Raw genomic sequence first — 21,488 nt, forward strand, 5'->3', positions numbered from 1 at the left:
GCTTTGAAAAAAGAACATCTCCCGCAGAAAATATGTCCGATTTGTAGTCGCCCATTTACTTGGCGCAAAAAATGGGAACGCGTGTGGGATGATGTGAAGTATTGCAGCGAACGATGTCGCCGAAATAAACAAAAGGCCTTAACAAAAGCTACTTCATGACCACCATTGTACTAATATTCCCCCATCAACTTTTTGAAGAATCTCCATTATTTGAAGTAGATGCCTCCTTCTTTCTTATTGAAGAGGACCTCTTTTTTAATCAGTATAAGTTTCATAAACAGAAAATTGCCTTTCATAGGGCTTCCATGAAGTTCTATGAATCATACTTAGCGGATCAGGGAAAAGAAACGCACTATATAGAAGCCACCGATGAGTTATCCGATATAAGAAAACTGATCATGCATCTAGCGAAAGAGCGGGGTGTTGAAACTATACACTATATAGATCCTACTGACTACTATTTATCGAAGCGGATCAAAGAAACGGCTAAGGAGTTTGATATTGAATTACAAGAATCAGAGAGCCCGTTATTCCTTAATAGCCGAGAAGATTTAAAAGACTGGTTCGGTGGTAAGAACAAGAAGTTTTTCCATTCCTCTTTCTATAAAGATGAACGCAAGAAAAAGGGCATTTTATTAGAAGGTGAAGACTCTCCCATGGGAGGACAATGGAGCTTCGATGAAGACAATCGAAAAAAATATCCCAAGGATAAACAACCACCAGAGGTTGAGTTTCCAAATGAGAGCTTATTTTATAAAGAGGCCAGAACGTATGTTGAGGGACACTTCGAGGATAACTATGGGGAATTAGCTGAAATACAGCTCTATCCGATTGACTTTGAAAGTTCTAAAGAATGGCTTCAACAATTTTTTAAAACCCGTTTTGATGAATTTGGTCCTTACGAAGATGCCATCCTTTCTAACAAAAGAATACTAAACCATAGTGTACTAAGCCCTTTGATGAATGTAGGATTACTTAATCCTCAATTCGTTATTCAAGAAGCCTTAGATTATGCCGAGCAGCATGATATTCGTATCAATTCGTTGGAAGGAATTATTCGACAAATAATTGGCTGGCGTGAATTTATTCGTGGTCTTTATGAAAAGAAGGGTATTCAACAGCGAACTACCAATTATTGGAATTTTAAGCGATCTATACCTACCTCTTTTTATGATGGAAGCACAGGTATCCCACCCATCGATGATGCAATCCAAAAAGTATTGAAAACGGGATACAACCATCACATTGAACGATTGATGGTGCTCGGCAACTTTATGCTACTCTGTGAATTCGATCCCGATGAAGTATATAAGTGGTTTATGGAAATGTACATTGATGCCTATGATTGGGTGATGGTTCCTAATGTGTATGGCATGAGTCAGTTTGCTGATGGCGGATTAATGGCCACCAAACCCTATATAAGTAGCAGTAATTACATTAAGAAAATGAGTGATTATGGAAAAGCCGACTGGAACGATGTTTGGGACGGGCTCTTTTGGCGGTTTATGCATGTTCACCGAGATTTCTTTGACGGCAATCCACGTTTAAATATGCTACTCAGTAATTTGGATAAAATGAGTGAAGAGACTTTGAATGCTCATCTCAAAAAAGCAGAAGACTTCCTAGAAAGTTTAGATTCGTAAATATTTTTTAAAACTGATATAGCTCTGTAACCACATCCTGCCCATGAAGTAAGAGTCATCTTAAATTTTCGACTCTAGCTTATGACAGTACAACATCAAAAACCATCTCAGAATACATCTAATATATTAATTGATGTACTCGCACTGTGTACATTCAGCTTTCTCGCATTATATCCATGGATTGGATTTCCTTGGAAAGTGCCCATTGTAGCAATACTAATATTAGCATTCACATATTATAGAGAAAGAACGGTTTGGAGCTTGGGACTTAAATCTCCATCCATTTACGAGACATTCAAGTGGGGCGTTATAACAGCGCTCATCATTGTAGTGGGAATCAGCAACTTACTAAACCCTTTGGTTCAATGGGTACTTAATGAACCTATAGATTACTCAGCATACGGGGCTTTAAAGGGTAATACATCCTTTGTAATAAACTATTGGTGGAAAGCTATGCTTAGCGCCGCCATTGCAGAGGAAATATTTTATAGGGGTTTTCTCTTTGCTTTATTAGAGAAATATTTAGCGTCGTTTAAATACAAAGGAGTAATTATAGTAGTAAGCACTGCTATATTCTTTGCAGCCGCGCATAATTTCCAGGGTATAAGTGGCATGTTTGGGATTCTAGCTGCGGCTTTGGTTTTTGGAGGGATGTACTACAAAAGTGGGAAAAACCTTTATGCTATGATTCTAGCCCACGCCCTTGTTGATACGTGGGGATTGTTCTCGTTATACCATGGTGGAATTAAGCTGTTTTTCTGATTTAATGGCATAGGTTTCATGATGTAACAGCTCGGCACTACGTTTCATAATCAGGCATCAAAGCCGTATATTCTGGCCTCTAAATTTAGAATTTAAAATACATTGAACACTATGGCTACAGGATTTTTTAATGTCCCTCCAGCAATAAACGAACCTATCTTAAGCTATGCGCCGGGTTCGCCTGAACGCAAGGAACTACAGGAAGCACTAAAAGAAGCACGCTCTAAGCAAGTTGATGTACCTATGTATATCGGAAGCGAGCTAGAGACTACCGACAATAAAAAACCAATGTCGCCACCACACGACCACCAGCACATTTTAGGATACTTTAGTGAAGGTGATGCTTCTCACGTAAAGCAAGCGATTGATGCTGCTCTTGAAGCCAAAGCCGACTGGGCTGCTATGAGCTGGGAACACCGTGCTAGTATCTTTTTGAAAGCGGCTGAATTAATTGCAGGCCCTTACCGCGCTAAAATGAATGCGGCAACCATGCTAGGTCAGTCTAAAAATGCATTCCAAGCTGAGATTGATTCTGCTTGTGAAATCATCGATTTCCTACGTTTCAATGTTGAATACATGACTCAGATTTATGCTCAGCAGCCTGAATCTTCAGAAGGCATCTGGAACCGTTTAGAGCAACGCCCATTAGAAGGCTTTGTATTTGCTCTAACTCCATTCAATTTTACGGCCATTGCTGGTAACTTACCTACTTCTGCTGCTATGATGGGTAACACTATTGTTTGGAAGCCTGCATACACTCAGATTTACTCTGCAAATGTATTAATGGAAGTATTCCGTGAAGCAGGTGTACCTGATGGCGTTATCAACTTAATCTATGTTGACGGCCCAACTGCTGGCGATATCATTTTCTCTCACCCTGATTTTGCAGGAATCCATTTCACTGGTAGTACAGGCGTATTCCAGCACATTTGGAAAACTATCGGTGAGAACATTTATAAGTATAAGTCTTATCCACGTATTGTTGGTGAAACAGGTGGTAAGGATTTCATTATGGTTCACCCATCTTCGAAAGCAAAAGAAGTGGCTACAGCTATCTCAAGAGGTGCATTTGAGTTCCAAGGACAGAAGTGTTCTGCAGCATCTCGTGCTTACATCCCAAACAACCTATGGGAAGATGTGAAGAATTATGTAGTTGAAGATCTTAAGACCTTCAAAATGGGTGGAACTGAAGACTTCAGCAATTTCATCAATGCCGTAATTGACGAGAAGTCGTTCGATAAAATTGCAAAATACATCGACGATGCTAAAGCCAGTGATGATGTTGAAGTAATTGCAGGTGGTAACTACGATAAGTCGAAAGGTTACTTCATTGAGCCTACGGTATTGCTTTCAAAAGATCCTAAGTACACAACAATGTGTGAAGAGATCTTTGGACCAGTAATCACTATTTATGTGTACGATGAGAATGAATTCGAAGCTACGTTAGATCTAGTAGATTCAACTTCTCCATATGCATTAACAGGTTCTATCTTTAGCCAAGACCGTTACGCTATTGAATTAGCTACTAAGCGCCTTGAGCAATCTGCTGGTAACTTCTACATCAATGATAAGCCAACAGGCGCCGTTGTAGGTCAGCAGCCATTTGGTGGTGCAAGAGGTTCTGGTACGAACGATAAAGCTGGTTCTATGATCAACTTATTACGTTGGGTATCTCCACGTACGATCAAGGAAACATTTGTTCCTGCAACCGATTATAGATATCCATTCTTAGGAGAAGACTAATACCTACGTCTTTTCCATTTCCTATTGAAATAAAAAAGGCCTCCACGTGGAGGCCTTTTTCTTTGGTAGATATTCTTTAATTAGTTTCTCTTACCCGGCTTGTACGTTTCTTTAGCACGTGCTTCTACATCTTCTCTGTAGTAGGCAACATCCTTAAAGTCTACATCAATATAAGGCTGTGCTTGATCGTAGAAATGTGGTGAGTCTGGATCCCCACTTTGTCCACCGGCTAGGATACTTTTCGCTTTTACTTTCTCGCCAAACTCTACTACCGCTACAAAGCTATTCCCTGAAGTACCGTAGAGTTTTTTCGTGTCATAAGTTCGAGCACCATATGAAGCTAAAGCTCCCCATCTACCCGAGGCAAAGCCAACTGGTAAACTAGGTTGGTTGTCATCAAAGTGAGGCTGAATGCTTCCATCTAAGCGCTGGAAACGATTCACTTCACCCCAAGCGATGTTCCATGTACCGAAATCTTCTTCTATCTGATCTAAGGTCGTTTTTAAGATTTCAAGCCGTTCTTTAAATGGAGCTTTATTCCCATAGTATGAGAATCGTTCAATCATATTTAGCCCGCTAGGCGCCTTCCCATTGCGCATATAGTTCATTCCGTAAAAGTGAGCGATGGTCATAGCAACTGATTCTGTGCCTGTAGTGAAGTCCCAATCACGTAATACTTCAATAGCCTCAGCAGGTACTCCGTGTTTGTTTGATGACTGATCGTAAGCACGAACCACGCCTGGGATCAACTCATCGAATGCCGGCACTAAAGGACTATACGCTAATTCAATCAAACCATCCAAAGTAAGGTTCTCTACTTCAGGGAGTAATCGGCGTGAATGCAATCCCCGGAAGTTTTCAGGAATTCTAGACATATAACTTGGGTAATCTTCCTTTTTTGGGCTGAACTCAGCTGCCGCTGTAAATGGTGTTGAGTTACTATTTTGAATCCAACCATTGCCCGGATTCAATAGAGTAATAGCCTCATCTACAGGATGTAGTCCTTGCCAATCGGCAGCAGGATCACTTCCATCCACCGGTTTGGTGTAATCTATGTTATCATCCCGTACTGGAATAAAGTTTCCATGATAGTAAGCGATGTTGCCATCAGCATCAGCGTAAACCGTGTTGTTAGATGAGTTGGTTTTGATGTCCATCATTTCACGGAACTCATCATGATTGCTCTTTTTTGTTCGTGTATAAGATTGTTCTAGAGCTTTAACAGGTTCCCACATCATCGCGGTTGCAACCCATTGCCCGTCAATCATATGAGTAATTGGTCCATGATGAGTTCTGTATATTGGGAAGGTGCGTTCTTTAATGGTATCGCCCTCTTTGTACTTCAGGGTTACCTCTTTTTCTTCAACTTCTCTCCACTCATCTCCATACTTATACATTTTCTTACCATCGCGTTCTTCAATCACCTGCTTGAATTCATCGATAACATCCGTATAGGTTGAAGTATGCATCCAGCCTGTTTTTTCATTAAATCCTTGGTAGATGAAAAATTGTCCCCAAGTAACCGCGCCGTAAGCATTTAGCCCTTCTTCGCTAACTGCATGTACTTCGCCTCTAAAATAGAATGAGGTGTGCGGGTTAATAAGCAACATCGCATTGCCCGACTCTGTTAGTTCACCTGAAATAGCAATTCCATTTGAACCCTTTGGCTCTTCATATGGATCCGTTACTGTAAGGCCGTTTCCAAACTCATTGAGTGAAAGCGACTCATTGTTTTCGTAAAAGGCTTTGATTCGGCGTGTTGAAACGCGTTCGATATCCCCTCCGATTGAACCTTCACTAAAATACATTGGCATCCATGGTTCAAACTCAGTAATAAGCTTTGGTGTTACTTCTGGGTGTGTTTCTAAGTAATAGTTTAACCCATCCGCCCAAGCATCACATAATTCTTTTAGCCAAGCAGGTGCGTTTTCATAATTTGCAATGGCTTCTTCTTTAGTCATGAAAAGGCGAGCTCTTAAATCGCTATAAATTGCATCTTCGCCTTCCACTTCGGCCAATCGACCAATGGCCCATATATAATTTCGCTCAACACGATTGAAGTCATCTTCAGCTTGAGCATACATTAACCCGAATACGGCATCGGCATCGGTTTTACCATATATATGAGGCACTCCAAAGTCATCTCTGATAATGGTAATATTTTCGGCTTTTTTAGCCAGCTCGCTCTTTGGCGACATACATCCTGTGATCCCAAACAGGAATAAAAACAGTAATAGATAAATTTTTCTCATTGCGATTTTTTAATTGATATGAATCGGAATGTAGGCAGGGGAATCAAAAAAGTAAAAAAGTGATATGCTAAATAGCTTTAAACCAATCAGTTTGGCTGACTAATATAATCGACATAAAAAAAGCCACCCTTATTGAACTAAAGGTGGCTTATAAAACAGTGCGTTTACTAAGGAATTACCCTTCTTTCAGGCTTTCCTGTAGTTTGTCCCAATCTTGTAAGAATTTATCTAAGCCGATGTCGGTTAGTGGGTGCTTTAACATGCCCATGATCACGTTTAGTGGCATAGTTCCAACATCTGCACCTACTTTAGCACATTCTACCACGTGCATTGGGTGGCGGATACTCGCCGCTAGTACTTCTGTACCAAATCCGTAATTCAAGTAAATCTGTACGATATCTTCGATGAGCTGTAAGCCATTGCTTGAGATATCATCCAAACGCCCCATGAATGGAGAGATATATGTAGCACCTGCTTTAGCGGCAATCAGTGCTTGAGTTGGTGAGAAACAAAGCGTACAGTTTGTTTTGATCCCTTCGTCAGAAAAAGTTTTGATCGCTTTAATTCCATCTTTGATGAGAGGAATTTTCACAACTACGTTATCAGCGATTTTAGCGATTTTTCTACCCTCTTCAACCATTTCATTATAGGTGGTTGAAACCACTTCTGCTGATACATCACCCTCAACAATATCACAGATTTTTTTGATGTGGCCTTCGAAGTCTCTAACTCCAATTTTAGCACAAAGGCTTGGATTGGTAGTTACTCCATCCAACACGCCTAGGTTGTTGGCTTCTTGGATTTCTTCAAGATTAGCAGTGTCTATAAAAAATTTCATTCGGTAGCGAGAGTTTGTTGAAAAATTGTCGTCTAATAATACGCAATCATAATGTGCTATTCATTAAGGAAATCGACAATTCTCAAGGATTTTTGAATATCTCTTTTATTGACTGCGAACTATTTCAGTGACTTAAATGTCATTTGCCCAAAACTAATTCAATTTTACAGACGTGAATAAATTTACCTTATTAGCCTCTACCTTAGCATTAATCCTGATCGGATGTGGTAGCAACGACGATTCATCATCAAATAGTGACCGGTTTTCTCGATTTGGTGGAGGAAATTTTGGGAGCGGGAGAGTTACAAGTGTTGAGACACAAGCCGTAACACGACAGCCTATCGCTGAACAAGTGCGTTCATTCGGAACCATTAAGGCACAAGATATTGTAGCGGTAACCCCTCAAGTAAGTAACCGCATAGTAAAAATTTACGCTGATTTAGGTGATACTGTTCGCCAAGGTCAAATTCTTGCTAAAATTTATGATGCCACATTCAAAGATCAATTGAATCAAGCACAGGCTCAACTTGAGCAGGCTAAAGTAGCTATCCAACGAGACAGCACTCAGTTTGCTCGCCAGCAGAGTTTATTAGAATCCAATTCTATTAGCCAAGCTGAATATGATAATGCCTTCGCTACTTATAGAAGTAGTTTATCACAGTACCAGTCAGCCAAAGCATCACTCACTCAAGCACAAGAAAACTTCAACAATACGGAAGTGAAGTCTCCTGTACGCGGGGTAGTTATTGCTAGAAATGGCGCTGAAGGTGATATCGCAAGTGCAGGGCAAGCGCTGTACGAAATTGCTAACCTAGTTGGCTACGAAACTAGAGTATATTTACCTGTTCAAGACTGGAGAGTAGTAAAAATAGGGCAACCTGTTAAGCTTCGAGTTTCTAGTGAAGCTGAAGCAACGGCTTCAGGAGTGGTTTCACGTAAAAGCCCACAATTAGATCCTACAACGGGTTTAGGTGAAGTTGTAATTACCTTAACAGAGATTGGTTCTTCAATTTACCCCGGCGTATTAACTGAAACGGTAATTGATATCGTGAATAAACCACGGGCTATAGTAGTTTCTCGTAGTGCATTAGTAGAAAAAGTAGAAACTGTGGTAGACCCTGAATCAAACACTATTCAGTTAGACCGAACATATTCTGTGTTTGTGTCGGTTGGCGATTCTGTTGCTGAACTGCGCAAACTTGATCTAGGCATTGAACAAGGAGACAAACTTGAAGTATTAGGTGGTTTAAGGCCAGGCGAACAAATCGTAGTTACGGGGCAAAACGGATTACAAGATGGTGGAAAAATTAGAGTAGCCTCAGGTGCTAGTTTCCAATCACCTACTCAACAAACAGTTGATAGCAACACGGATCAACCAAATCGCCAAAGAGGTGCGGGCGGTGCTGCTCGTGCTGGTGGAAATATGAGTGAAGAAGATCGTACGAAGCTAAGAGAGCGCATGCAGAACATGAATCAAGAAGAGCGCCGTGCTTTGATGGATAGTTTACGTAACGCTAATACAGCGAGTAATTAAGATGGGTGGCTTATCAAAATTAGCCGTACAGCGGCCTATAACCTTTTTAATGACCAGCCTGATTCTTATCGGGTTTGGGGTATTCGGAGTGCTTCAGCTGCGTCTGAATCTATATCCTGATGTATCGTTTCCAACCATCACTGTTTATACCAGTTATGAAGGGGTAGCCCCTGAAGATATGGAGACCCTAATCACTCGCCCTATTGAAGAGCAAGTAGGAAGTATTAGTGGTATACGTCGTGTTCGTTCACTTTCAAGCCAAGGGGCTTCCGTAGTAAAACTTAGTTTTAACTGGGGCATTGATCTCTATGAAGCTGAAAACGATGTTCGAAAACAACTTAGTTTTGTAAGTCGAGCTATCCCAAGGGATGCAGAAACACCGTTGGTATTTAGTTATGATCCCAACCAAGAACCTATTGTTGTTCTTGCGGTTACTTCCGATGCACGAAGTCCACGCGACTTAAGAACCTATGCCACTCAAATTCTTGAGCAACGCATCGAGCGTGTAAACGGCATCGCATCAGCAGAAACGTCGGGTGGATTAGAGCGTCAGATTAATGTGGTTATAGACAACGAAAAAATGCGTTTCTATAACTTAACTATTGCTCAGATTTCGAATAAACTTGCCGCTGAAAACATTCAAATTCCTGCTGGGCAGTTAACGGAAGGCAACACGGTTTACTCGCTTCGTACGATGGGTGAACTTAAAAGTGTAGAGCAGATTAAAAACACCATTGTTGCAGTTCGTGATGGCCAATCCCTATTCTTGCGAGATGTAGCTAAAGTAGAAGATGGAATCGCACAACCTATAGGCAACGTTAAGATTGATGGAAAAGACGGTGTGATCCTAAATGTTTACCGCCAAAGCGATGCCAATGTAGTAGTAGCTTCAGAAGCGATTATTGAAAGTTTAGATGAAATTAAGAAGAGTTTGCCTGCTGATGTTGAGGTAAAAATTCTTACCGATAAAGCTGAATTCATTAAGTCTTCGATTCAAAACTTATTGTTAACAGGTATTCAGGCTATTATTCTTGTTATCCTAATTCTGTTAGCCTTTTTAAGAAGTGGAAGATCGGCACTTATTATTGCCATTTCGATTCCAGTATCCATTATCACCACCTTTGCGGTGATGGACTTCGCAGAGTTAAGTTTAAACATCATTTCGCTTTCAGGTTTAACCCTTGCTGTTGGGCTTGTTGTGGATGATGCCGTTGTAGTACTGGAAAACATATTCCGATTTAGAGAAGAAGGTTATAACCGCAAAGACTCAGCCATAATGGGTGCCAAAGAGGTGGCTGTGCCAGTAGTTATTTCAACCTTAACTACCCTAGTTGTATTCCTACCTATTCTTTTTGTACCGGGCATTGCAGGCTTCCTATTCCGAGACCTTGCACTAACTATCTCATTCTCGCTTTCCGTTTCATCACTGGTTGCATTAACGCTTATTCCAATGATGACTTCGCAGTTTTTTAAAGACGGTGAGCGTTCATTCGAAAGCCAAAACAAAATCGCTGATTTTTTTAGCCGTACGCTAGATCGACTCGAAGCATCTTATTCCAAGAAACTCGACAAAGCACTTAACAAGAGTGGTTTAATAGTATTCTCAGCATTTCTATTCTTCGTGATTACACTACCTATATTTAATTTTCTAGGTGGTGAGTTCTTCCCACGTGTAGATGAGAATGCATTTACACTACAAGTTAACCGAGAGCCTGGGGTGAGTTTATTGGAGCTTGAGCGATCAATTCTTCAGGTAGAATCTATCATTCAACAAGAGATCCCTGAAGCACGCATCATCGTTTCTGACTATGGTGATAAAGAAGGTATTGAAGGAGCTGATAATCCTGGTGGCTTTACAGGTACTGTTCGTGTCGAGCTTATTCCACAGGATCAAAGAGATAGAACGCAGTTTGAGATTGCCAGCGATATCATCAACAAGCTAAGTATTGTTCCTGGTGTAGACATTCAAGAGATCATTCAAGATCCATTAAGCCCAGACGGTGAAAATGGATTAATCGTACAGATTTTTGGTTTTGATCCTGAAGTGAAAAAGGAACTTTCAGATGGAGTGAAGGAAAAAATAACTCAAATTGATGGTGTATTAAGCGCATATAGTACAGCTGATCAAGGTAGACCAGAACTGCGCCTTATTATGGATCGCGAACGTATTTCTTTGGTTGGTATGACCACCAATCAAGTTGCTAGTGCCGTAAGTGATGCTGTTCAGGGTAACATCGCTACCAGTTTCGTAGATCAAGGAGTTGAGTTCGAGGTCAAGGTAGAATTAGACCCGCGCCAAAAAGCTGCTTCTACAGACCTTCAAGACATTCAAATTCAAACCGCAGGTGGGCAATGGTTGCCTTTAAGTAACCTCGCGCGCATTGAGCGTTATACAGGTCCAACCAATGTAACTCGTATCAACCAAGAACGAGTAGTTGAAATTATGACTGAGCTAGACGGCGTTGATTTAAAATCAGCTACTGCTGAAGCTCGAACGCTTCTTAATGACATTGAGTGGCCTGATGGATACAGATACGCCTTAGCTGGTTCCGCTGAAGAACAAGCGGAGTCGTTCAACTTCTTACTTATCGCCTTCGCAATTGCAGGTATCTTAACCTACATGGTAATGGCCTCTCAGTTCGAAAGTTTAGTTGAGCCATTTATCATCATTTTTACCATTCCACTTGCACTGTCAGGTGTGTTAATCATGTTAGGCATTACTGGAACAGCTATTAGTGTAACCTCCATGGTTGGGTTGATACTGTTGTCTGGTATTGTGGTGAACAATGGTATTGTGATGATTGACTACATCAAGATTTTACAGTCGCGTGGTAATAGTCGCCATGATGCCATCTTGAAAGGTGCCACTCGTCGACTACGACCAATTTTAATGACCGCACTCACTACAATTCTCTCTATGGTGCCACTTGCCCTTGAACTTGGTTCAGGTTCTGAGACTTGGAGTCCTATGGCTAGAACCGTAATTGGTGGACTTACGATGTCTACCATCCTGATGCTTTTTGTGGTGCCTTGTATCTACAAAATGATCAATAAAGGGGTAGAGAATATGGGGTTTGAGTCGGTGAATAAGATTGATCCCCTTGAAGAATCAAAGCAAGTGACCGTTTAAAGTTCTCAATAGAGGTAACATTATGAAAAAACCAACGCTTACTGATGGCTTCTTAAAACGTCCAATCACTGTGATCATGTGTACTTTGATCTTAGTGGGTTTTGGAGTGTTTTCGCTTACGAACTTGAGAGTTACACTTTTCCCAAGTTTAAATATACCGGTACTTGCAATTTCTTCAGGATATCAGAATGTAGCCCCTGAGGACATCGACCGATTAATCGTTACCCCTATTGAAGGAGCTGTATCTGCAATTGAAGGTATAGAATCTCTTGATGCACGAGTAAGCCGTGGAAGTGCTTTTGTGATTCTACGGTTATACGAAGGAACCGATATTCGTGAGACGGAATTAAAAGTTCAGAAGGCCATTGATCAGATTCGAGATGATTTACCTGCTCAGGCACGTGAACCAGTTATCTTCCAATTTGATCCTGAAAGTAGGCCTATCATGCAGCTAAGTATCAACTCTTCTCTACGAGGGCTTGATGAGCTTAGGAATTTAGCCATCGATATGGTGGAGCCTAATTTAGAGCGTATTGTTGGTTTAGCATCCGCTGATACACGAGGTGGACTTGAGCGTCGTATCTATGTAGACATTACCCCCATGGCTATGGCTCAGCATAATATTGTACCTGCTGAGTTAGAAAATGCGATTAGCTCTAATAACACTCAATTGCCTATCGGTAACATTGTAGCTCAAAATATCAGCTATAGTGTGCGAGCAGAATCTCTATATGAAAGTGTTGAGCAGATTAAGAAAACGATTGTTAAAGTATCTGAAAACGGTATTCCTATTCGAGTAGAAGACGTTGCAGATGTATCCGATGGCTTTACAGAAGTAACCAGCTTGGTAAAGGTAAATGGCAATAATAGTGTTTCTATAGAAGTACAAAAAAACTCCGATGCCAACACACTTGATGTAGTTAATGCGGTAAAAGAAGCCGTTCCGGAAATCAATGAAATATTACCACCGGGAGTAACTCTTCAAATTCTTTCTGATGAAGGACAATCCATTGAAGATTCCATAAATAATCTTGCTCAATCTGCCCTTGGAGCACTAATTGTAGTGATCCTCGTTATTCTGATATTTATGGGAGGTTGGAGAATTTCCTTAGTAGTTGCTACCTCTATTCCTGTGTCTATTGCTACCAGCTTTGCAACCATGTATGCGGCTGATTTAACTTTGAACATCTTTACCATATCAGCTTTAGCTCTTGCAATCGGTTTACTTGTAGACAATGCGATTGTAGTAGCTGAAAGTATCGCTCGGAAACTTGAAGACGGTATGGATCGTTTTGAAGCGGCTTTAACAGGAACCAATGAAGTAGTGGGACCATTACTAGGTTCAACCCTTACAACACTCGGTGTATTTATTCCGATTACGATGATAACCGGAATTCAAGGAATATTCTTTAAAGAATTCGCTATCACCATCAGCTTTGCGATTACCATTTCATTCCTTTCATCTGTAATTCTTGTACCTGTACTTTCGGTATTAGTATTGGATGGCAAGCAGTTCAATAAGCGTAACTTCATGTTTAAGGCCATCCATAAACTTGAAGGTGGCTATGGGCTAATTCTAAAATGGTTATTGCGCCATAAATGGATTCCCTCTTTATTATTGATGGGGATTATTATTGGTACTGTTTTTCTATTCCAAAATATTTCAAAAGAAGGTTTCCCTGAAACAGATTCAGGTGAAGTGGATGTGAACATCACACTTGCAGAAGGAACTCGTTTAGTTAAGACCATCGAAGTGATGGATCAATTTGAGCAACAGCTTTTAGCTAAAGAAGAAATTGAAACGGTTGTTTCCTCTATTGGTAGAAGTAGATTTTCAGAGCAAACCAATCGCGGGAGTTTTACTCTTAAACTGGTTCCACTAGAAGAACGAACTATCACGAGTAATGAACTCGCTGCTAGTATTAGGCAAGAGCTTACATCCCCTGGGGTGTCGGTACGAGCATCCGTTGAAGGTGGTGGATTCAACTTTGGAGGAAGAGGATTTAGGTCAGGTGGTGGCTCTATTCGATTGAGTTTAATTGGCCCTGAGATGACCGAATTACTTAAGATATCCAAGAAAATTGAAGATAAGTTCTTAGAGGATCCCAATATCACATCCGTTGATAATGGGCGAACAGATCCAACACCAGAGCTTCAGTTCATCATTGACAGAAACCGTGTTGGGCTCATGAATGCAGGTGTTCGGGATGTAGCTAATGCCCTTCGAACTCAGACTCTTGGGAATCAAGCAGGATACTTCCGTGTAGCAGGTCGTGAAATACCTATTGAAATTCGTACTGCAAAAAACTCTCTAAAATCACGTGAAGACCTTTTCGACTTAGAAGTACTTCAATATGAAGACCAACGAGTACCTGTAATGGCAGTTGGTGAATTCAAACCCACTAAAGGTGTAGATTCTTATCAGAAGAGAAACCGTGAGATTTTATTAGATGTAAGCATTCAGTTTAACGGCGATGCTAACGAATACCGACAGATGATCACGGATTATATTGAAGCCGAAGTGGTAATGCCCGAAGGCTATAGATATGAATTTACAGGAGCCACTCGCGAAACTCAGGAAGGTATGATGCAATTCCTTTACGCTGGTTTAGCCGCTCTTGTACTTATGTTCATGATTATGGCATCTCTATTCGAGAACTTCCGCGACCCCTTCGTAATTTGGTTATGTATTCCTATGGCGATTTTTGGTGCGCTGTTATCGCTTATCATCTTAGGCTCACCATTAAGTACTACGGGTAACATCGGTCTCTTTATGTTAGTGGGTATAATCGTGAATAACGGAATTGTACTAGTGGATTATATGCATTTGAGAACTCGAGGAATTGCTTATGATTTAAGCGATGGATCTCCTTTTATATTGGGTATTCTGGATGCTTGTAAGCGTAGAATGCGCCCAATATTACTAACCGCTATAACCACTATATGCTCTATGATCCCTCTATCACTAGAACTAGGGTCTGGCTCTGAAATATGGTCACCATTAGCTAAAACCGTAATTGGTGGATTATTCTTTGGCGTAATCTTCACCTTGTTTATTACCCCTGCTATCTCAGTAGGCTTTAAACAAGTTATAGTGTGGATTAAGAAAAATTTTACCCGCAAGGGCTTAAAATCTGATATGATCAAAGAACATTAATTTTAAAAAATATTTCACTGTATCGATAGTTTTTGGAACTACTATTAAGTATTCTTGTTAGAGTATTAAAAGGATTACTTAAAAGGATTTAGTTATGAACAAGTCAGGAAATTTTTTAGCAGGATTATTAACAGGTGCATTAGCGGGTACTGTATTAGCACTTTTATACGCACCTGACACCGGTAAAAACACAAGAGATAAACTTTCTTATCAATTGAGCAATTACCGTGATGAATTGAATGATCTGATTGAACAGCTTAGAGCTGAGAAACAACACCTAATCTCTGAAGCCAAAGACAAAGGCGACAAGGTAGTATTAGAAGCCAAGCAAAAAGCGGATGATCTCATCAAAGAAGCTGAAGGGCTATTAGAGAGTATCGAAGGTGTTTCTAAAGGTTAAGCACTAAGCTCAAACCAATTTTTAAAAACCCACTTTATTTCAAAGTGGGTTTTTTTATGTCTTGATTTTCTAGATGGCAATAAGTAACTCCTTCTGTTACCTATAATCATTCAAATATTGCCATTAATGAAACACCTAACTACCCTACTCCTATTACCTATTCTTATTCTTTCTTGTACCCATTCCGACGTTGAAGTCATGAAGCACAGTGAGAACTATAGTATGGAACGCAAAGTTATTCAAGTGGAAGGACGTCCTGCATCTCCACTTTACTCACAAGCGATTCAGGTTGGTAATCATATATTTGTATCAGGCCAAGTTGGTTACGACATTGAGAAACAAGCGCTAGCTGGCGATGATTTAGCTTCCCAAACCCATCAAACTATTAAGAACATACAGTCCATTTTAAATGCTGCTGGTTATGAGCTTTCGGATGTTGTTGAAGCCCAAGTTTTTCTAGATGACATGGATAATTATAGTGCATTCAATGATATTTACGTCACTTATTTCCCAGAAAACCCTCCAGCACGAGCTGTAGTTGAAGTAAGCGCCCTTCCAATTAACGCAAAGGTTGAGATTAAGCTCTCGGCAGTAAAATGAAGTATCTCTTTTATATCACAATCCTAGCTTTGGGGAATACTAACTGTACATCCCCATCGAAGCCGATAACTGACTTCACCATAACCACTCAAGATATGCAGGGACTTAGTATACGGGCTTTAGAGGTCCTGAATGATAGTACTGTATGGTTTGCTGCCAATGATGGAATTGTAGGGCATACAACTAATTCTGGGATGACCTGGAGCTTTGATACACTAAGCTATGACACCCTTACTCCTGAGTTTAGATCAATTGCAAGCTACGATGGGTCCATATTTGTACTCAGTATTGCCAACCCAGCATTACTGTACAAATCATCCAATCAAGGGAAGGATTGGAGTTTAGTATATACTGAGGAACACCCTAATGTATTTTATGACGCACTTACTTTTAACGAAAGTGGACTTGGTGTAGCGATGGGTGATCCAACCGACGGGTGTTTGTCTATCATTATATCACAAGATTATGGAGAGTCATGGAATAAGATACCCTGTGATAATTTACCACCTACCGTTGAGGGTGAGGCAGGTTTTGCAGCCAGTAACTCCAATGTTCAAATGATTGATGAAACCATCTGGGTAGTAAGTGGTGGAATGGATGCTCGTGTTTTCAGAAGTACGGATGCTGGCACTTCTTGGGAAGTATTTGATACACCTATTATTTCAGGCGGGCAAATGACTGGGATATTCTCGCTTCATTTTTATGATACGATGCATGGTGTCATTATTGGAGGGGATTGGTCGGATAAAGAAATGAATGTATCGAACAAAGCGATTACATCGGATGGAGGAAAAACCTGGCAACTTATCGCTGATGGCCAATCACCGGGGTATAGGTCTTCTATTCGGTACCTCCCCAATAGTAATGCTAAAGAGATTATTGCCGTTGGCACACCCGGTATCTCTTATTCTAGTGATGGTGGTATAAGTTGGGAAAAGATGTCAAATGATAATTTTTATACTATAAGATTTTCAAAAAGTGGAAACCACGCATGGTTAGCGGGCCATGAGAAAATTGCTCGTATGGAATGGTAGCTTAACCTTCTACACTATTATATATGCATAAAAAAGCCCCTTCGGTTGGAAGGGGCTTCATAATCTATAGGATAGATGTTAGTGCGAATGATTTATGCTTCAGCATTATCATCTTCGCTTCCGCCTAAGGTTTCGAAAACCTCAGCTACTTCCGCATCACTTTCATCTTCGTCAACAGTAGATCCAACGATGATATCGTTGTAATCACGTAGACCCGTACCAGCTGGTACTTTGTGTCCTACCACTACGTTTTCTTTCAGTCCACGTAAGAAGTCTTTCTTAGCCTCGATAGAAGCCTGAGTAAGTACTTTCGTAGTTTCCTGGAAAGAAGCAGCAGATAACCAACTTTCAGTAGAAAGTGCAGCTCTTGTAATACCCAATAGGATAGGACGAGAGATTGCTGGTTCCGCTTCACGCGTTTGGATTTCTTCTTTACCGTCTTTGATTAACTGGTTGTTGATATCGCGTACTTGACGACGATCTAGGATTTTTCCTTTCTTAAGCTCACTGCCACCAACTTCGGTTACAACAAACTTACCAATTAACTCATCGTTACGGTTGTTCACTTCGAAACGGTCTACTTTGTCGCCTTCAAGGAACATCGTATCACCTGGATCAGTGATTTCAACTTTCTGCATCATGGTGCTTACGATAACTTCAATGTGCTTATCGTTAATTTTTACACCCTGCAGACGGTATACTTCCTGAATCTCATTTACTAAGTAAGACTGTACAGCGTATGGCCCGAGGATATTTAGAATATCCTGAGCTGGAATAGTACCATCAGATAATGGCTGACCAGCTTTCACGAAGTCATTAGACTGAACAAGAATGTGCTTGCTTAGTGAAATTAGATACTTTTTCTCATCAGTACCGTCTTTAGAACGAACGAATACTTCTTGAGAACCACGCTTACGACCACCCATTTCAACGATACCATCAATCTCAGATACGATAGCTGGATCACTTGGTGAACGAGCTTCGAATAGCTCCGTCACACGAGGTAGACCCGCGGTAATATCTTTCGATTTTGAAGTCGCTCTAGGAATCTTAGCAATCACCTGACCTGCAAATACTTTCTCACCATCATCAACGGTAATGTGTGTATCTACTGGAAGTGTGCTTTCGCGTAGAATATCTTTATCGCCTTTAACTGCTAAAGTAGGTACTAGAGTACGGTCTTTAGAGTCAACGATTACTTTCTCACGGTGACCTGTTTGAGCATCAGTATCTTCAGTGAAAGTTAGACCTTCAATGATATCTTTGTACTCAATAGTACCGTCAATTTCTGAGAAGATAAGGGCGTTATAAGGATCCCACTTACATAACTGAGCTCCTTTAGGCACCATATCGCCATCTTCAACCATCATTTCGCAACCGTAAGGCACGTTATAGTTGATGAGGACTTTACCTTCTTCATTAACAATCTTGATTTCACCTGCACGGCTTAATACAACATTGTGCTCTTCTTCACCATCGTTGTATACAACAACGCGGATGTTTTCGAACTCAACTTTACCGTCGAATTTAGCTTTGTGCTGTGAATCTGCCTCTAGACGAGATGCCGTACCACCAACGTGGAAGGTACGTAGAGTAAGCTGTGTCCCCGGCTCACCAATCGACTGAGCTGCAATAACACCTACTGCTTCCCCTTTCTCAACTACTGTACCACGAGCAAGATCACGTCCGTAACACTTAGCACATACACCGCGACCGGTTTCACATGTAAGTACAGAACGGATTTCTACTTCTTCGATAGAAGTTTCAGCGATCTTCTTGGCAACGCCTTCGTCGATCATCTGATTTGCTTCGCAAAGTAACTCATCTGAGATTGGATCATAAATATCATGTAGAGAGAAACGACCAATAATACGGTCTTCTAATCGCTCAATAATATCTTCATTATCCTTAAGTGCAGACATTCTAATACCACGTAGAGTACCGCAATCGTCTTCAGTGATAATCACATCCTGAGAAACGTCAACCAGACGACGAGTTAGGTAACCCGCATCGGCAGTTTTTAGTGCAGTATCGGCAAGACCTTTACGAGCACCGTGAGTAGAGATAAAGTACTCAAGTACCGATAGACCCTCTTTGAAAGAAGATAGAATCGGATTCTCAATTACCTCATTACCCTGCTGCATCGAGCTTTTCTGCGGCTTTGCCATCAAACCACGCATACCACCCAACTGACGAATCTGTTCTTTCGAACCCCTCGCACCTGAGTCGGCCATCATGAATACTGGGTTAAACCCTTCACGATCTTCGGCTAGCGCAGTAAAGAGTGTTTCAGACACTCTGTTTGTGGTACTTGTCCACTTATCAATTACCTGGTTATAACGCTCGTTATCAGTGATGAAACCCATCTCATAACGACCTTGAATATCACTTACTTCGTCCTTAGCACCATTAATAAGGTTCGCTTTGGCATCTGGGATAATGATATCATCAAGGCTAAACGATAGACCACCAAGGGTTGCGTTTTCATAACCTAATTTCTTCATGTCATCTAGGAAGGCCGCACAACGTGAGGTACCTACCATACCATGAATATCGCCAATCAACACACGTAGCTCTTTTTTACCAAGAGTTTTGTTGATAAAGCCCATCTCGGTTGGTACAATCTCGTTAAAGATTACACGGCCCGTAGATGTTTTAATTACTTCTGAAGTTGGCTCACCATTCTCATCAGTTTTCTGAATACGAACGTTGATCTTAGCATGTAGTTCAATTTGTCCTTGATCAAATGCTACTAATACTTCATCAGTATTAGCGAAGTTCTTTCCTTCCCCTTTCTTACCATTAGCTGGCTTTGTGAGGTAGTAAAGACCCAAAATCATATCCTGAGAAGGTACCGCAATAGGTCCACCGTTTGCAGGGCTCATAATGTTATGAGAACCCAGCATTAATACCGATGCTTCAAGAACAGCATCATGGCTTAATGGTAAGTGAACGGCCATCTGATCACCATCGAAATCGGCATTGAATGCCGTACATGCGAGTGGGTGTAAACGGATTGCCTTTTCTTCAATAAGAACAGGTTGGAATGCTTGAATACCAAGTCTGTGAAGGGTCGGTGCACGGTTAAGCATCACCGGGTGTCCATCAATCACATTCTCCAGTACTTCCCAAACTACTTGATCTCTACGATCAACTACTTTTTTCGCACTCTTAACTGTTTTCACATATCCACGCTCGATTAAGCGACGGATAATAAATGGTTTGTAGAGCTCAACGGCCATTTCTTTTGGAAGACCACATTCGTGCATCTTCAACTCTGGGCCAACTACAATTACAGAACGACCTGAATAATCAACACGCTTACCAAGAAGGTTTTGACGGAAACGACCGCTCTTACCTTTAAGCATGTCACTCAACGACTTCAATGGACGGTTGTTATTTCTAACCGCATTTGATTTACGTGAGTTGTCGTATAGTGAATCAACCGCTTCTTGAAGCATACGCTTCTCGTTACGAAGAATTACATCAGGAGCTTTAATGTCCATCAGTCTCTTCAGACGGTTGTTTCTAATAATCACACGACGGTATAGGTCGTTTAGATCTGATGTTGCAAAACGGCCACCTTCAAGAGGTACTAGTGGGCGCAATTCTGGTGGAATTACCGGAATTACACTCTGGCACATCCATTCAGGACGGTTTTCAGTGTGTTCTGCAGCTGCTCTAAATGATTCAATTACTTGAAGACGCTTTAGCTTCTTCTTTTTACGCATTTGCGAAGTCTCGTGCTTCACCTCATAACGTAACTGGTAAGCTAACTCATCTAAGTCGAGGTCTGCTAGCATTGCCGCAATGGCATCAGCACCCTCTTTTACTATGAACTTATCCTCATCATCATCCTCTAACTCATCGTTGTCTTCCGGAAGTTGATCTAGGATATCGTACTTCTCTTCTTCAGAAATCATATCCCCTTTTGCGTAGCCAAGATCTCTTGCTACCCCAGGGTTGATGATTACGAAAGTCTCGTAGTAAACAATTCTATCTAAGTTTTTAGAAGAAAGGCCTAATAAGTAGGCAATCTTGTTTGGTAGAGACTTGAAGTACCAAATGTGTACAACAGGCACTGTTAGTGTGATGTGGCCCATACGCTCGCGACGTACAGCCTTTCTTGTTACTTCAACACCACAACGGTCACAGATAATACCTTTGTAACGAATACGCTTGTATTTACCGCAGTGGCATTCGTAATCTTTAACCGGTCCAAAGATCTTTTCACAGAAAAGACCATCCATCTCCGGCTTAAAGGTTCTGTAGTTGATAGTTTCAGGTGTAAGAACTTCGCCGTGTGAACGGGACAAAATAGTCTCAGCGGAAGCAAGTGATACTCCGATGCTGTTGAAGTCGTTTGTAACTGCTAATGTTTTAGTTATAGGCAAG

At 41.0% G+C, this 21,488-nt stretch carries 13 protein-coding genes; 10 read left to right on the top strand and 3 right to left on the bottom strand.

Annotated features, from left to right (window positions below; translation table 11 throughout):
- The first annotated feature begins 3 nt into the window (after positions 1-3).
- The 4 genes from B155_RS14105 (at position 4) to pruA (ending at position 4,148) form a co-directional block, all read left to right on the top strand.
- Positions 4-159 (top strand): DUF2256 domain-containing protein, encoded by a 156-nt coding sequence (locus B155_RS14105; protein ID WP_071594825.1) that lies wholly within the window; start codon positions 4-6, stop codon positions 157-159.
- Positions 156-1,643, top strand: a complete 1,488-nt coding sequence (locus tag B155_RS0111585; protein ID WP_018128428.1) for a cryptochrome/photolyase family protein — start codon at positions 156-158, stop codon at positions 1,641-1,643. Before B155_RS14105 ends, B155_RS0111585 begins: the two co-directional genes overlap by 4 nt.
- Positions 1,644-1,724: 81 nt before the next feature.
- On the top strand, positions 1,725-2,405 hold the full coding sequence (locus tag B155_RS13450) for a CPBP family intramembrane glutamic endopeptidase (RefSeq protein WP_018128429.1): 681 nt from the start codon (positions 1,725-1,727) through the stop codon (positions 2,403-2,405).
- Between the two features lie 111 nt (positions 2,406-2,516).
- Complete coding sequence (pruA, locus tag B155_RS0111595; protein WP_018128430.1) at positions 2,517-4,148, top strand: L-glutamate gamma-semialdehyde dehydrogenase; 1,632 nt, start codon at positions 2,517-2,519, stop codon at positions 4,146-4,148.
- Positions 4,149-4,228: 80 nt separating this feature from the next.
- Here pruA and B155_RS0111600 read toward each other — a convergent pair whose 3' ends face one another.
- Both B155_RS0111600 and fsa read right to left on the bottom strand, forming a co-directional pair.
- Positions 4,229-6,400, bottom strand: coding sequence for an acylase (locus B155_RS0111600; protein ID WP_040368527.1), 2,172 nt, complete (start codon positions 6,398-6,400; stop codon positions 4,229-4,231).
- A 175-nt stretch (positions 6,401-6,575) separates the two neighbouring features.
- Positions 6,576-7,238 (bottom strand): fructose-6-phosphate aldolase, encoded by a 663-nt coding sequence (gene fsa / locus B155_RS0111605; protein ID WP_018128432.1) that lies wholly within the window; start codon positions 7,236-7,238, stop codon positions 6,576-6,578.
- Positions 7,239-7,410: 172 nt separating this feature from the next.
- Between fsa and B155_RS0111610 the strand changes: the two genes are divergently transcribed.
- The 6 genes from B155_RS0111610 (at position 7,411) to B155_RS0111635 (ending at position 17,093) form a co-directional block, all read left to right on the top strand.
- Complete coding sequence (locus B155_RS0111610) at positions 7,411-8,772, top strand: efflux RND transporter periplasmic adaptor subunit (protein ID WP_018128433.1); 1,362 nt, start codon at positions 7,411-7,413, stop codon at positions 8,770-8,772.
- A gap of 1 nt (position 8,773) precedes the next feature.
- Positions 8,774-11,902, top strand: coding sequence for an efflux RND transporter permease subunit (locus B155_RS0111615; RefSeq protein WP_018128434.1), 3,129 nt, complete (start codon positions 8,774-8,776; stop codon positions 11,900-11,902).
- Between the two features lie 22 nt (positions 11,903-11,924).
- On the top strand, positions 11,925-15,059 hold the full coding sequence (locus B155_RS0111620) for an efflux RND transporter permease subunit (protein ID WP_018128435.1): 3,135 nt from the start codon (positions 11,925-11,927) through the stop codon (positions 15,057-15,059).
- A 94-nt stretch (positions 15,060-15,153) separates the two neighbouring features.
- Complete coding sequence (locus B155_RS0111625) at positions 15,154-15,459, top strand: YtxH domain-containing protein (protein ID WP_018128436.1); 306 nt, start codon at positions 15,154-15,156, stop codon at positions 15,457-15,459.
- A gap of 126 nt (positions 15,460-15,585) precedes the next feature.
- Positions 15,586-16,059 carry a RidA family protein gene (locus B155_RS0111630; protein ID WP_157464860.1) on the top strand — a complete coding sequence of 158 codons (474 nt, stop codon included), beginning with the start codon at positions 15,586-15,588 and terminating at the stop codon, positions 16,057-16,059.
- Positions 16,056-17,093, top strand: coding sequence for a WD40/YVTN/BNR-like repeat-containing protein (locus B155_RS0111635; protein WP_018128438.1), 1,038 nt, complete (start codon positions 16,056-16,058; stop codon positions 17,091-17,093). Before B155_RS0111630 ends, B155_RS0111635 begins: the two co-directional genes overlap by 4 nt.
- 92 nt (positions 17,094-17,185) lie before the next feature.
- On the opposite strand, the gene rpoC is transcribed toward B155_RS0111635, so the two are convergent.
- Positions 17,186-21,487, bottom strand: coding sequence for a DNA-directed RNA polymerase subunit beta' (gene rpoC, locus B155_RS0111640; protein ID WP_026167340.1), 4,302 nt, complete (start codon positions 21,485-21,487; stop codon positions 17,186-17,188).
- Between the last annotated feature and the right edge of the window lies 1 nt (position 21,488).

Source organism: Balneola vulgaris DSM 17893 (assembly GCF_000375465.1).
GTDB classification, from domain to species: domain Bacteria; phylum Bacteroidota; class Rhodothermia; order Balneolales; family Balneolaceae; genus Balneola; species Balneola vulgaris.

Excerpts from the sequence above, each read along its gene's own strand:
- B155_RS0111585 (WP_018128428.1), top strand. The coding sequence starts at position 156 with ATGACCACCATTGTACTAATATTCCCCCATCAACTTTTTGAAGAATCT.
- B155_RS13450 (WP_018128429.1), top strand. The coding sequence starts at position 1,725 with ATGACAGTACAACATCAAAAACCATCTCAGAATACATCTAATATATTA.
- pruA (WP_018128430.1), top strand. The coding sequence starts at position 2,517 with ATGGCTACAGGATTTTTTAATGTCCCTCCAGCAATAAACGAACCTATC.
- B155_RS0111600 (WP_040368527.1), bottom strand. The coding sequence starts at position 6,400 with ATGAGAAAAATTTATCTATTACTGTTTTTATTCCTGTTTGGGATCACA.
- fsa (WP_018128432.1), bottom strand. The coding sequence starts at position 7,238 with ATGAAATTTTTTATAGACACTGCTAATCTTGAAGAAATCCAAGAAGCC.
- B155_RS0111615 (WP_018128434.1), top strand. The coding sequence starts at position 8,774 with ATGGGTGGCTTATCAAAATTAGCCGTACAGCGGCCTATAACCTTTTTA.
- B155_RS0111620 (WP_018128435.1), top strand. The coding sequence starts at position 11,925 with ATGAAAAAACCAACGCTTACTGATGGCTTCTTAAAACGTCCAATCACT.
- B155_RS0111625 (WP_018128436.1), top strand. The coding sequence starts at position 15,154 with ATGAACAAGTCAGGAAATTTTTTAGCAGGATTATTAACAGGTGCATTA.
- B155_RS0111630 (WP_157464860.1), top strand. The coding sequence starts at position 15,586 with ATGAAACACCTAACTACCCTACTCCTATTACCTATTCTTATTCTTTCT.
- B155_RS0111635 (WP_018128438.1), top strand. The coding sequence starts at position 16,056 with ATGAAGTATCTCTTTTATATCACAATCCTAGCTTTGGGGAATACTAAC.